Consider the following 13,677-nt stretch of genomic DNA (forward strand, 5'->3'; position numbering starts at 1 on the left):
CGTTAGCCTTTGACCGCCCCGATCATCATGCCTTTGACGAAGTAGCGCTGCATGAACGGGTAAATGCATAGGATCGGAAGCGTGGATACCATGAGCGTCGTCATCTTGATCGCCTCGGAAGTGACCTGCGTCTTGCTCTGAGACATTCGCAAGATCTGTTCGACCGTCGTCGCCTGCGATTCCAGAATGATCTTGTAAAGCAGCGTCTGGATCGGCAGCAGATTCTGCTTCGTTACGAACAGCAGCGCGTCGAACCAGGCGTTCCACTGGGCGACTCCGGCGAATATCGACAGCGTCGCCAGCAGCGGCAGGCTCGAAGGCAGCACGATCCGGAAGAAGACGATCGCGTCGCCTGCCCCGTCGATGCGCGCCGATTCCTCGAGCGAAGCCGGAATCTGATCGAAAAACACTTTGGCGAGCAGCATGTTAAAGGCGCTGAAGAGCATCGGCAAAATGTACACGAGAAAGTGGTTGGACAGTCCCAGCTTCACGATGATGACATAGAAGGGAAGCAGCCCGCCGCTGACGAACATCGGAATCATAAAAAACACGATGATGGGCTTGCGCCACAGCAGCTGCTTTTTGGTGATGGCGTAGGCGACCAAGCAGACGACGAGCACATGCAGCACCGTGCCGAGAACCGTGCGGGCCGCGGATATAAAGAATGCATTCATGATGCCGGCATTGCCGAGCACCGCTTTGTAGTTGTCCAGCGTGGGCTTGACGGGTGCGAACGTAATCGTCGTCGCTCCGGCGGCGACGCCGTCGCTGATCGAATAGAAAAGCACATAAAGAAACGGATAAGCCATGACGGCGGACAACAAAATCAGCAAGACGACGTTCAGGATGGAGAAAAGCCGTTCCCCGCCGGTCGCTCGGATGTTCAACGTCTTCTCCTCCTTACAGCAGCTTGGTGCCGTTCATTTTGTTGCTGAACTTGAAGCCCGCGAATACGAGAATCGAGGCGATGACCGATTGGGTCAGCCCGATCGCGGTCGCGTAGGAAAACTTGATCATTTGGACGCCGTTGCGGTACACGAACGTGTCGATGACGTCGGCCTTTTCCTGCACGAATCCGTTCATGAGGTTGAACACCGCTTCGAAGTTCACGGATACGAGCGAGCCGAGCGACAAGACGAACATGAGCGCGATCGTCGGCACGATCGACGGCAGCGTGATGTACATCATGCGCTGGAACCGGCTCGCCCCGTCCACCATGCCCGCATTGTGAAGCTCCGGATCGATGCCGGAGATCGCCGCCAGATAGATGATCGAATTCCAGCCGATGCTCTTCCACACGGACGCCAGCACGAGGATGAACCAGAAGTACCCCGGCGACTGCATGAAGCTGACGGGCTCGAAGCCCAGCTTGACCAGCGCCAGATTGACGATGCCGCTCTCGGTGTCGAGCAGCCGGTAGACGAGACTGGCGATGAATACCCAGGTGATGAAATGAGGCAGGTACGTCACGGACTGCACGACCTTGCGGAACCTGGACGAGGCGACGGCATCGATCATCAGCGCCAGCGCGACCGGCGCGGGAAATCCGATCAGCAAGGTAAGGCCGCTGATCGCCAGCGTGTTGCGGAGCGCCGCATAGAAGTCGGGGTCCGTCAGGAACGCCCTGAATTGATCCAGGCCGACGAATTCGCCGCGCAGAAATCCGTCGGATACCCGGTAATCCTGGAACGCCATCACGAGACCCGCCATGGGCGCGTAAGAAAAGACCAGCACGGCTGCCGCGCCCGGCAGCAAAAACAGGAACAGGACACGCTGCCTCCACAGCGTCAAACCAATTGATTTCACAGTTGTCTCCCTCCGTCGGTATGTCGTTCTGTGTCTGTGAAGTCATTGTAGCCCGCCCATGAAAGCGAATACAGAACGTAAAACACCTATTGGGAGATGCAGAAGAACGACAAGCGCTTAGCTGTCTTCGCCCCCGCCGGCGGCAGGCAGCGTGACGATAACGGACGTTCCGCTCTCTCCGCTGTTCACGCTTACGCCGCAGCCTTCGCCATAGACGAGCGCGATCCGCTTTTTCACGTTGGACAATCCGTAACCCGGCTTCAGTCGGCCCAGCTCCTCGTTCCGGTTGATTTTCGCTACGATATCCGCCTGGATGCCGATCCCGTTGTCGGAGACGACAAATACGACCTTGCCGTCCGCCGTGCCATATCCTTCGATTCGCAGCAGCCCTTGCCGCTTCGACGGCCTGATGCCGTGCACGACGGCGTTCTCGACGATCGGCTGCAGCAGCAAATGAAGTGCGGGAACGTCCAAAAGCTCGGGCACTACGTCGATCTCGACCGCAAAGGACATGTTATAGGTGAACTGCAAAATTTGCGTATATTCCCGGATCATCTCCAGCTCCTGGCCGAACGTCGTCTCGCCGCCGCCTTTGTTCAAAAAGCGCTTGAAAAAGCGAATCAGGCTTTCCGTCACGCGCTGGATATCCGCCGTCCCGGCCTGCTTCGCCCTCCATTGAATGGTCGCCAGCGTATTGTAGAGCAGGTGCGGGTTGATCTGAAGCTGCAGCAGGTCGATCTGAAGCGTCGTCTTCTGCCGCTCCAACCGGACCCGCTCCTCCGTCATCCCGTTCAGCGAAGTGATCAGCCTGTTAAAGGCGCCGTCGAGCTGCCCGATCTCGTCCTTGCCCGCGATGACGGAGAGCGGCTCCAGTCCGTACTCCTTCACGCGATTCATCTTGTTCGTAATCTTGATCAGTCTGCGCGTCGTCAGATGGGAGATGAACACCGTCGCGCCCAGACAGAGCAGCACGCTGACGATCAGTATCGTCGCCGTCGTCAGCGCGATTCCCCGCAGCGAGTCGGTCACGACATGATAGGGCACGACCGAGGTAAGCTGCCAGCCCGTGATGCGGGATTCCGAAGCGGCGACCAAATAGTCGCCATCCTGCAGACGGATCCTTCCGACCTCGCTGCCTGCCGTCCGCATGCGTTGCAGAACCGCTTCGATCTCCCCCGCGGGCAGATCCGGGCGACTGGCGCCGATGCTGTTTCCGTCCGCATCGAACAGCAGCAGCGCAGCCTCCGAATTTTCGTTGTTTTCCTCCAGCAGCTTTTTCAGCTTGACCTCGGGAATCATAATGGTCAGAATGCCCAGCTCCTCAAGCGTCCGGAACGACTTCAGCGTATGGCTGACCGAGATATAACGCTCCCCGTTCTCCTCGTACAATCCCCGCCATATAATCTGGCTCGGCGCGGCACGCAGCGCTTGAACCCAGGATTCGCCATGGACGGCGGTCAAATCGCGAATGATGCCCGTGTCCCTCGGCAGCGACGGGTTGTCGGAATAAATAATGACATTGATCAGCTCGTTGCCCTCGGTGAAAATCTCCGTGGACGAATAGGTCATGTCCAGCAGCACCGGCTCGAGCACGCTGTATATTCGGTTGCGGTAAGCGTCGTACAGCGACGAGAAATCGTCGTACCTGGACGCCAGCGTCTCTTGAAAGCTGGAATTGGCAAATACGATCTCCGTCTTGCGCTGATAGGAATCGAGATTGTAATCGACAAGGGCTGCCGTCTGCTTCAAGTTTTGCAGGAGAAGCATCGTCTCCGTCCGTTCGATCCGGCTCTCCGCGATTCGGTAGTTGATCCACCCGCCGAGCAGCACGACAACCGCGATCAGCAGCGTAAAGGTGAGGACAAGCTTGCTCCTCAGCGTCAAATCCCTAAACCAGGCCTTCATAGGCTTCCCGGCCCCCGTGTCTTTTCCCGGTATTCCTTGGGCGTCAGCCCGGTAAGCTGCTTGAACACGCTGCGAAAATACGTTTCCTGCCCGTAGCCGACCATGCGGGCGATCTCGTACATTTTGGCGGCCGATTCCCGAAGCAGCTTCTGTGCCGCCTTGATGCGTACGTGCGTCAAGTATTCCAGGATCGTCTGTCCCGTCTCCTGCTTGAATACGTAGTTCAAATAATTCGGGCTGTAGTGAAGGCTGTCGGATATCGTCCTCACTGTCAGCGGCTCGACGTAGCGGGACGCCATCAGTCGCTTGGCTTCTCGAACGACGGCGCCGGACTTGTGCTCGGACTGCGCCTCCATCCACCGGGCCGACGCGTCCAGAAAGGCGATCAGCCACTGCCGGATATCCGCGATCGTCTCCAGCTTCAGCAGCCGCTCCCACTGGAACTCGGGCGCTGCGCCGCTCTGCGCCAAATCCAGATTGCGTTCGCTGAGCAGCAGCTGGACGCAAGAGACGATGCCGAGACATAGCCCGCGAACGGCATGCGCGCCGCGCACGCCGCCATCGGCAAGCAGCCTGTCGGCGAATCGCTCCGCCTCTCCGCTTAGCAGCGCCCGGTTCACCTCGTCCATCATCCCTTGGGACAGGCGTCCGCCGCTTTCGTCCGTTTCGCCGCTTCGTTCGACCTCGTCCGCGCTGATCAGCTGCCCGTGACCAAGCCGGAACTTGTGCGACAGCGCCTGTGAAGCCTGCCGGTAGCCTTCCGCCAGCCGGGCCAGTCCGCATACCGGACTGCCGATGCCGATCGTCAGGCTGAGCCCCGCCTCGGCCGCCTCCTGCCAGATCAACTCGGCCGCGGCGAATGCCCGATCCGACGTCGAGACTGCGTCCTCTTCCGCCAAGCTGCCGAACAGGCTAACGCCCCAGCGCAAACCCTCCGCTTTGCAGATCAGACAGCCCGGACGATCGGCCAGCGCTCTTCTCAAGATGTCGGATACGCGCAGCAGCAGCAGCTCCCGCTCCGCCACAGGCGCTTCGTCGAAGCGGGCGCCCGGATCGTCCAGCTCTACTGCCAGCACCGCATAGGGGCCAGCCGGCACGGGCAAGGAGAAGAAGCGCAGCTGCGCTTCGATCTTCTCGTCATCGCCGCCAAGCCCCGCGAGCCAGCTGCGCATAAAGCGTTCCTTTAACAAAGGCATGCTGGCCTGCAAGGCCTCCTCCAGCCGGGCACGCTCGTCCATTTCACTCATTTTGCGCTTCTTGTCGTCGACGATACGCTGCAGGGCGCCTACGAGCTCTTCGTCGACAATCGGCTTCAACACAAATGAAAACGCATTCAAATCTATCGCTTTTTTGGCGTATTCGAACTTCTCGTAGTAGGTGAAAAAAATAATGTCGACCTCGGGCCGACGGCGGCGCAGCTCCTCGGCGAACGCGATGCCGTTCATAAAAGGCATCTCGATGTCCGTCAGCACGAAATCGGGCGCTTCCCTCTCGATCATCGCGAGCGCCTCCAGCCCGTCGCATGCTTCTCCGGCAACCTCCAATTCGAGTCCCGACGCCGAGATCAGCTCTTTGACCGTCTCCCGCTCGACGAAGAAGTCGTCGACGATAAGCAGCTTGAACTTCATCTTTTATCATCTCGCAATCCTGGTAGTCTAAAAAAGCCGCCCGGTCCCGAAGGACCGAGACGGCTCCATTTTTTATCCTAAGGAAGCATCACCTGACACAGACGTCCGTGCCGTTGCTCTCCGTGAGCAGGCGGAACGACCGGCCGGTGTCCTGGATCCGGCCGAACGTATCCGTATCGCAGACGGTAACCCATTTCAAAATTGTAAGCGATTGCGCAAATCATCGTCAGATCGTCCGCGCAAGTGCCCGTCATGTTCACCCCTGCGCCTCCTTTCCTGTGCTCTTTTCATTTTAGAGAAGCGCACAACGGTCCGCCCAGCATGCAATGCAACGATCGGGGATCGTGAAAGAACGAAGCTTGAAGAAGGCCCGCAGCCGAGCCGCACTAACGAACCGAAGGCCCGGCCGTTGATTCGCGCACGATCAGCTGAGGCTTGTAGATGTGGCCGCCGCGGCCGACCGCGTCCTTATCCAGCATCGTCACGAGCAGATTCGCGGCAAGCTCGCCGAGCTCGGCCTTCGGATGGGAGACCGTCGTCAGCTTCACCTCGGTGGCGGTCGCAAGGAACGAGTCGTCGTAGCCGACGATGGACAGATCCTCGGGGACCCGCAGCCCCGCCTCGCGGATGACATCCAGCAGCGATACGGCCAGCTGGTCGTTGTAGCAGACGATCGCGGTCGGCGGCTCCGGCCGCGAGAGCAGCTCGCGCAGCGCCTCGTGCGGCCGCGATGCGCGGTTTTCCGTCCGGTAGCGCACGAGCAGGTCGGGCGGTACGGACAAGCGGCGTTCGCGATTCGCCTGGACGAAGCCCTTCATCCGCTGCACGCCCTGCAGGTCGTCCGTCTTGAACAGTCCGGCGATCGCGCGGTGTCCCGCCGCGAGCAGATGCTCCGTGGCCAGGAAGCCGCCGGCTTCGTCGTCCACCTTCACGCAGGGCCAGTCCAGATCCGGATACTGCTCGTTGATCATCAGCATCGGAATGCCATGGTATTCCAGCGCCATAAACGTCTCGTAATTCGGGTTGCCCTCCGCGCTTTTCGTCGGCTCTACGATGAGTCCGCACACGCCCTGCGTCAGCATCGTCTCCAGGCTCTCCCGCTCCTTCTCCTTGCTGCCCTCCGTGCTTGACAGCAACAGCCGGTAGCCTTTCTCCTTAAGCGCGGCCTCGACGCCACGCACGATGGACGGGAAAATGTAATCGGAAATATGCGTCGTGATCAAGCCGACCATCCGGCTGGCGCCGGGCCCTCTGCGATCGCCCTGGAGCTTCGCCACGAACGTGCCCTTGCCCTGTTCGCGGGACAGCCAGCCTTCGCTGACCAGCTCGCCGATCGACTGCCTGACCGTCTGGCGGCTTAAGCCGAACTGCTCGGCCAGCTCGTTCTCGGACGGCAGCTTGTCTCCCGGACGGTATTTGCCCCCGGCGATCCAGGAGACGATCTCTTCCTTTAACCGCTGATACTTGGGGTATTGCGGATTCAACTCGTTCACCTCGCGCAAAACGTATAGCAGCTATTATAACACAGCGACGCACTTGTACGTACAATCAAAGTCGCAGCCGCTTATGGTTGGCCGTTCAGCCGTTCCACCGCGCGACGAGCATCTCGAGCTTTTGCCCGTCCAGCGTCGGCACGACGAGATCCGCTTCGGCAAAGTCGAGCCCCGCCGTCATGGCATTCGGTACGGCGATGCCGTACAAGCCGGCGGCCTTGGCGGCTCTCAGCCCGTTCAGCGAATCCTCGATGGCGACCGCTTCGCCCGGCTCCACGCCTAGCGAACGAACGGCCAGCCGGTACAGCGCCGGATCCGGCTTCACCTTTTCCACGTCGTCCGCCGTATGGATCGCGTCAAAATGCCTGCGAAGATCGAGTCGCTCCAGATGCGGTTCGATCCATGCGCGGTAAGAGCTCGTAGCGAGCCCAACCGCGAGCCCGAGCCGCTTCGCTTCTTCGAGCGCGTCGAGGATACCCGGCAGCAGCGGCACCTGGTGCACCATCCCGGCGTACAGCTCTCCGAACCGGGCGTCGAGCCATCCGCGATCGATGGTCTCTCCCGTAAATGCGGACAGCTCCGCGCATGCGTCAAAGCCGTGAAGCGTGCCGATCGCGCCTGCCCATTTATCCATCGGCAGCTCGTGTCCCCGCTCTCTGAATACGCCGTTCATCGCTTCGTAGGTTACGGTTTCCGTATCCAGTATCGTTCCGTCAAAATCGAACACGACCGCCTTGATCATCGTTATCTCCAGCTCCTCTTCTAATCCCTTAGACGGCTCCGCCTGCGACAAAGCGCTCCGGCCAATGCCGGAGCGCTCCGCGGTTTCCTGTCGGAATGGATGAGTCGGCTCGAACCGCCGTTCGTCTGCAGTCTCGGCAAATCTCCTCAGCCTGCGTTTTCCCGCATGAAAAAGGCTCCGATGACCAGCGCGCCGAGAATGCCCCACACCGCATTGATCTTGAGATACTGTACCATGATAAAGTAAATCCCAGCAAGCGCGAACGGCAGAAAGACGACCGGTCCGCCGCTGCGCTGAAACGCGAACTTGGCGAAGTCGTAGGCGAGCATCGCGAGCATGACGAAGATGACCGGCTGCACGCCTTTGATCATTCCTTTGATATACGGATTGCCTTGCAGCCTGTGCATCAGGCCGACAAGCAGCACCATAAGCAAAGCCGTCGGCAGGACGACGGCCGTCACGGCCATGAGCGCGCCGAGCCAGCCTGCGACCTTGAATCCGATATAAGCCGCCAGCTTGGTGGCGATCGGACCGGGCAGCGCGTTGCCGAAGGCGAGCGCCTTGCCGAAGTCCTCGTTTCCCATCCATTGATACCGGTTCACGACTTCGTTCTGATACAAAGGAATTATCGAAGGTCCTCCGCCGTAGCCAAGCATCGTCGATCTCCCGAATGCGACAAACAAATCCACCAGCTGCTTGATCATGCCGCTCCTCCGTTCTTCCTCCCAGATGCCGGCTTGACCGGCTATCTTAAGGCGCTCATTTGGCCTCTATTGTAGTAAACGGCAAGCGAGCGGCGCTACGTCTTGAGGACATCGTTGTTCGCAGGGCTGAAACGAGCGCCGGAATTCGGAACGCGATACAATGATCGGGCTGCAGACGTCTTCGTACAATGTGCGCACCCCTCCCTTCATCCCCGCATACTTTGCCTATAGCGGGCGAATTGACGCCTTAATGCCAAAAGGTGTATCGTGACCGTAGAGAAGAGAGGAGCCTGTAAGCCATGGTGACGCTGAAATCTCCTCAGGAGATCGAGCATATCAGAGCGGCGGGAGCGGTCGTAGCCGCCTGTCACAAGGAAATCCGCAAGATGATCCGTCCGGGCGTGACGACATGGCAGATCGAGGAGCTTGTCGAGGACGTCATGGCCAGCTACGGCGCCAGGCCGTTCACGAAAACGTACAAAGACTATAAATTCGCCACCTGCGCCTCCGTCAACGACGTGATCGCGCACGGCTTTCCCAATCATACCCCGCTTCAAAACGGAGATATTGTGACCATCGATACAGTCGCGGAGCTGAACGGCTGGCTCGGAGACTCGGCATGGACATACGCGGTCGGCGACGTGTCGCCGACCGCCGAGAAGCTCATGCGCGTGACGAAGGAATGTCTCGATATCGGCATCCGGCACGCCGTCATCGGCAACCGGATCGGCGACGCGATGTACCCGCTGCACAAGCATGCGCAAGCGAACGGCTTTTCCTGTGTCCGGGAATTGGCCGCGCATGGCATCGGAAGAGAACTGCACGAAGAGCCGAACTTCATTCACGTCGGCATCCCCGGCAGAGGCTTCCGCTTCAAAGAAGGCATGGTCATCACGATCGAACCGATGATCAACGAGGGAACCTGGCGCATGACGATCGACGAAGACGGCTGGACCGCGCGCACGATGGACGGCAAGCTGTCCGCGCAGTTCGAGCACACGATCGCGATCACCAAGGACGGCCCCGTGATCTTGACCTCGCAAGACGACTAATATCGGCATCCTGATAAAAAAGCCTTCGGCTACCGGGTTCGGTAGAGCCGAAGGCTTTTTATTATTGGAGCCGCGTTAGGCGCGCACCGTCAGCAGCACGCGATTCGACGAAGGATCGGCGACGAGGTAGCCGTCCTCGAACTGCTCCGACGGAAGGCCCTGCTCGCCAAGCGCAGTCAGGATGCGCGCAAGCTCTGCGGCGTCCGGCAGCCGGACCGTGAAGAAAATCAGCCCTGGCGCGTTCGCGGGAGGCGGCGGTGCGCCCACGCCCGCCCATGTATTCAGGCCGACATGGTGATGATAGCCGCCTGCGGACACGAACAACGCCTGGCCGCCGTAGTTGGCCACAATATCGAAGCCGAGCGTATCGACGTAAAATCGCTTGGCCTCCTGCAGGTCCCTGACATGCAGATGCACATGCCCCATCACGGTACCGGCGGGCAGTCCCGTCCATGGCTTGTCGCCGGCCAGGGCAAGCAGACCCTCGATATCGACCGGATCCGTCGCCATCGCGACTTTGCCTTGCTGGGTATAAGTCCAGGTTTCCCGCGGACGGTCGGCGTATACTTCGATGCCGTTGTCGTCCGGATCGTTCAGGTAGATCGCCTCGCTGACGAGGTGATCCCCTTGCCCGATCGGGACCCGGCGTTGGAGGAAGTTGCGCACCGCAAGTCCGAGTGTCTCCCGCGTCGGCACGAGGATCGCGAAGTGGTAGAGGCCCGTGCGCCTGCGAGGCGCCGGAACCGCGCCTTCGGACAACTGTTCAAGCTGGAGCAGCGCGGCTGGCCCGCCAACGCCCATCCGAGCCGTCTCGCCCTCGCGAGAGATCAGCTGGAGGCCGATGATTTCTTCATAGAACCGGATCGATCGATCAAGCTCGGAAACTTTTAAATGTACGGTGCCGAGGTCCGTATCGGGATGGATGGAACGTGTCATAAGGACCGTCCTCTCTATCATTTATATAAAGTAAATTACTTTTGGTAAGTTACACTTTATCCGATTCGGCAACTGCTGTCAAGAAAAGCTGAACTTAGCCGCGCCTCTGCCACGTTTTAACGGTATCCCCTTGCGTGAGGAGCGGTGACATATGAGGTTTCACTACGTTTTAACAGTATCCCCTTGCGTCAGGACATTTGCGCACAGGTCCTCGTCGCGTTTTAACGATATCCCCTTTAGTCAGGAACAGTCGAGCATGGGTCTCGCTGCGTTTTAACAGTATCCCCTCGAGTCAGGGACGGCTTCGGTATCCCCGGGGACCCCGGGGACTCTTATGCTGGAGCGACATAGGCGGTTACGCGAAAAGCCGATAAGATCCATGGGTACGGGCGCCTTGGAGCAGCTGTCCTGTTCGAAGGGGATATCGTTAAAACGGTAAAAAGAGGCCTTTGTTACCGGACCTGTCCCTCACCCCTTTGGCCTCGGCGCGTTCGCCTAGAAGCCCGTCTCTCCCTGCTCGCTGAGGGATTTGACGCCGGCAATAAACGTATCTACCAGCAAGCGAAAAGTAACATCCAAATCGAGAGGCATGCCGAAGCCTCCCTGGCGCTCGATCGAGACGAAGCCGTGCAGGACGCTGCGGATGCCGCGCACGGCGTGGATGGCTTCGTCCCCGCGCAGGCCGTAAGTCTCTATGACGCGGACAACGAGTCCAACGACGGCAGCCCCGGCTTCGCTCAAATCGCGGTCTTCGGGATCGGGCGCGCGCTGAACCGCTTCGTACAGGCCCGGATGCCGACGGGCGAAATCGAGGTAGGCGCGGCTGAATGTGCGCAAGGCTTCGTCTCCCGAGACGTCGGGCAAAACGGCTTCAAAGCGCGCGGCCATTTTGGCGAGGCCCGACAGCGCCAGCTCCCGACGCAAGTCGGGCAAGCCGTTGACGTGATTGTAGAGCGAAGGCGAGCGGATCTTCAGCTTTTGCGCGAGGGACGACAGCGTCACGGACTCCAGGCCGTGCTCGTCGGCCATCTCCGTGGCAGCCTGCAGCAGCGTCGCCCGGTCAAGGCCGATTCGCGGTGACATGGCTGGCCCCTCCTGTTCCTTGCGCTCCAAGGCTGCGCTCCGCGGCGTGCACCGCAGCGGTCATCGCCTCAAGCGGATCCGCGACCATCCGGCCGTGTCCGACCGCGAGCAGCGTCGGCTTCAGTCCGACGAGCCGCTTGGCCGAACGGAGCGCTTCGACGGGGCTCCATGTCGCCATCGCCGGAAAAGGGAACAGCGGCTGTATCTTCCCGGACACGGCCATGCCGCCGCGCACCTGAAGGGCGTCTCCCGCGATCAAGGCGCCCGTGCGCGTATCCAGAAAAGACATCGAACCGGGCGTATGGCCGGGCGTCGCTACCGCGAGCAGCGAGCCTACGCGGTCGCCGTCGGCGAGAAGCGTATCGGGCCGGGTACGAATGGCCCCCGGCTTCGGCACGCCGCCTCGGATGGGAGATTGGATCTCGCTCGCATCCAGCGTCTTGTCTCCGGCGAGCAGTCTGGCATCCCGCACGGAGATCAGCACCTCGGCATCGGGCAGCGCCGATTTCAGCCGATCGAGCGCGCCGATATGGTCGCCGTGCGCATGCGTCAGCAGAATGCGGCGGATGGGCTTGCCGATGCGGGCTGCCGCGTCGATAATGCCTTTGGCGCTGTAAGGGAGCGCCGCGTCGATCAACGTCAGGCCGTCCCGCTCCTGCACGAAGTAAGCATTAACCGGGAAAAAGCGGGGCATAAAAGATAACTGGTGTACATTAGCGATGGTCGTCAGTTGCATTTTCCTAACCTCCGTTTTCGAAAACTAATCTTATTAGTTTTAATATAGCTAATGCCATTAGTTTTTGCAAGCCCATTTTTGCGCCCCCTCGACGAGGAGGACGACGCCAACGACAACAAAAGAAACGAAAACACCATCCGCCCGTTTTTCCCAGGTTGGATGGCGCTTCAAAATACTTAGCGTCTTGCAGGGATAAAGACTCGCGAAGGCGTTTGATGTCGCTTAAGGGAGGCCGACCGAACATCCGGGCATATTCGCGGCTGAACTGGGAGGGACTATCGTAGCCCACTTGGAATCCGGCATTCGCGGCTTCCGGAATATCCGATAGCAATAAACGGCGAGCCTCCTGCAGCCTCACTTGTTTTTGATACTGCAAGGGGCTCATAGCGGTGACTTCCTTGAAATGAGCGTGCAAGGAAGACGCGCTCATGCTTGCAGCTTTGGCCAGCTCGTCAATACGCAAAGGCTTGGCAAAATCGCGGTTGATAAGATGAATGACCTTCGCGATCCGCCCGGCATTGCTGCCGGCCACGGCGAACTGCAGGACGGCAGCGCCCTGCTCGTTCTGTAAAATCCGATAAAGAATTTCACGAATGACCAAAGGGGCAAACGCAGGGATATCCCGCGGCGTGTCTAACAGACGGACTAACCTCAATACGGCCTCGAGCAGGGACGGGCTCGTTTGACTTACCACCAGGCCGCGTCTGGAAACTTCCTTAAGATCCCGCTCCGAGTTGAATTCCTTGATCATATCTACGATCTGATCCGTACTAAAATCCAGTTGAAGACTAAGGTAAGGATGCTGTGGCGTGGCCTGGACGATCTGTCCGGTAATCGGCAAATGGACGGAGGCGACCAGGTAGGATGCCGGATCGTATCGATAACTCTCTTGTCCCAGCATAATCAACTTGGATCCTTGTGCAACGATACACATGGACGGATTATAGATCGAATAGATCGGTTGGGACGCTCCGTCGGAGCGAATGAACTTCAAGGAAGGAATGGCGGTAGCATGCGTTCCCTCAGGATACCGGTCGATAACAAAAGCCAATTCCTTCTGCTTTTTAACGATCTCGTCAGCCCATGTCATCGTTCTCCCCACAAGCTCCTTCCTCGCCCCTTTTGCGAACTATTTTATTCCGATTTGGAGTATTATGCAATAACTCGACTGGATTCGTCTACCGGGCAGCCTCTTATTTATTACATACTGAAGTCACCGAAATGCTTACTGGCGCCACCGTTCATTAAAAGCAGGCGTTCGTAAGCAATCCCCATTCATCAAAGGAGGAAATCAAAATGGAGAACCATAGGGGCGAACAACAATCTTATGTCGGCATGTGGGTTACCCGGGACGGTTACGTTCGTCAAGCGCTTCTGCCAAACGGTCGCTATGACGAGGCTCGCGGCAATCGGAAAAGCGCTTATCAGGGCAGCTATACCATTAAGGGAGATCATATCGACTATGTGGACGATACCGGCTTCACTGCCGACGGAGCGTTTCGAGACGGCGTTCTCTACCACGGCGGCATGATTTTTTATCGGGAAAAATAAACGTTCCTATATCGAGCCGAGAACCGAAAAAACATGTCCAA

Annotated in this window: 13 protein-coding genes; 2 read left to right on the plus strand and 11 right to left on the minus strand. The window is 59.0% G+C overall.

Going from position 1 to position 13,677, the window contains the following annotated elements:
• Positions 1-2: 2 nt before the first annotated feature.
• The 7 genes from ACFSR7_RS04615 to ACFSR7_RS04645 all read right to left on the minus strand — a co-directional run bounded on the left by ACFSR7_RS04615 (position 3) and on the right by ACFSR7_RS04645 (position 8,278).
• The gene (locus tag ACFSR7_RS04615; RefSeq protein ID WP_378159363.1) at positions 3-887 is read right to left on the minus strand and encodes a carbohydrate ABC transporter permease; all 885 of its coding nucleotides are present in this window, start codon (positions 885-887) and stop codon (positions 3-5) included.
• 13 nt (positions 888-900) lie between these two features.
• Complete coding sequence (locus ACFSR7_RS04620; protein WP_378159364.1) at positions 901-1,806, minus strand: ABC transporter permease; 906 nt, start codon at positions 1,804-1,806, stop codon at positions 901-903.
• Positions 1,807-1,923: 117 nt separating this feature from the next.
• On the minus strand, positions 1,924-3,711 hold the full coding sequence (locus ACFSR7_RS04625) for a sensor histidine kinase (RefSeq protein WP_378159365.1): 1,788 nt from the start codon (positions 3,709-3,711) through the stop codon (positions 1,924-1,926).
• Positions 3,708-5,339: a response regulator gene (locus tag ACFSR7_RS04630; RefSeq protein WP_378159366.1), complete on the minus strand. Its 1,632-nt coding sequence runs from the start codon at positions 5,337-5,339 to the stop codon at positions 3,708-3,710. Before ACFSR7_RS04630 ends, ACFSR7_RS04625 begins: the two co-directional genes overlap by 4 nt.
• Positions 5,340-5,725: 386 nt before the next feature.
• Positions 5,726-6,823, minus strand: coding sequence for a GntR family transcriptional regulator (locus ACFSR7_RS04635; RefSeq protein ID WP_378159367.1), 1,098 nt, complete (start codon positions 6,821-6,823; stop codon positions 5,726-5,728).
• 94 nt (positions 6,824-6,917) lie between these two features.
• Positions 6,918-7,574: an HAD family hydrolase gene (locus tag ACFSR7_RS04640; RefSeq protein ID WP_378159368.1), complete on the minus strand. Its 657-nt coding sequence runs from the start codon at positions 7,572-7,574 to the stop codon at positions 6,918-6,920.
• 146 nt (positions 7,575-7,720) lie between these two features.
• Positions 7,721-8,278 carry a chromate transporter gene (locus ACFSR7_RS04645; RefSeq protein WP_378159369.1) on the minus strand — a complete coding sequence of 186 codons (558 nt, stop codon included), beginning with the start codon at positions 8,276-8,278 and terminating at the stop codon, positions 7,721-7,723.
• A gap of 299 nt (positions 8,279-8,577) precedes the next feature.
• On the opposite strand from ACFSR7_RS04645, the gene map reads away from it, so the two are divergent.
• Positions 8,578-9,330, plus strand: a complete 753-nt coding sequence (gene map, locus ACFSR7_RS04650; protein WP_378159370.1) for a type I methionyl aminopeptidase — start codon at positions 8,578-8,580, stop codon at positions 9,328-9,330.
• Positions 9,331-9,405: 75 nt separating this feature from the next.
• On the opposite strand, the gene ACFSR7_RS04655 is transcribed toward map, so the two are convergent.
• The 4 genes from ACFSR7_RS04655 to ACFSR7_RS04670 form a co-directional block, all read right to left on the minus strand.
• Positions 9,406-10,266 (minus strand): VOC family protein, encoded by an 861-nt coding sequence (locus ACFSR7_RS04655; RefSeq protein ID WP_378159371.1) that lies wholly within the window; start codon positions 10,264-10,266, stop codon positions 9,406-9,408.
• A 495-nt stretch (positions 10,267-10,761) separates the two neighbouring features.
• Complete coding sequence (locus ACFSR7_RS04660; RefSeq protein WP_378159372.1) at positions 10,762-11,349, minus strand: TetR/AcrR family transcriptional regulator; 588 nt, start codon at positions 11,347-11,349, stop codon at positions 10,762-10,764.
• Positions 11,327-12,085: an MBL fold metallo-hydrolase gene (locus tag ACFSR7_RS04665; RefSeq protein WP_378159373.1), complete on the minus strand. Its 759-nt coding sequence runs from the start codon at positions 12,083-12,085 to the stop codon at positions 11,327-11,329. Before ACFSR7_RS04665 ends, ACFSR7_RS04660 begins: the two co-directional genes overlap by 23 nt.
• 4 nt (positions 12,086-12,089) lie before the next feature.
• Positions 12,090-13,175: an AraC family transcriptional regulator N-terminal domain-containing protein gene (locus ACFSR7_RS04670; RefSeq protein ID WP_378159374.1), complete on the minus strand. Its 1,086-nt coding sequence runs from the start codon at positions 13,173-13,175 to the stop codon at positions 12,090-12,092.
• Positions 13,176-13,381: 206 nt separating this feature from the next.
• On the opposite strand from ACFSR7_RS04670, the gene ACFSR7_RS04675 reads away from it, so the two are divergent.
• Complete coding sequence (locus ACFSR7_RS04675; protein ID WP_378159375.1) at positions 13,382-13,636, plus strand: Atu4866 domain-containing protein; 255 nt, start codon at positions 13,382-13,384, stop codon at positions 13,634-13,636.
• Positions 13,637-13,677: the final 41 nt, after the last annotated feature.

The organism is Cohnella sp. GCM10020058 (assembly GCF_042683485.1).
GTDB lineage: Bacteria > Bacillota > Bacilli > Paenibacillales > Paenibacillaceae > Cohnella.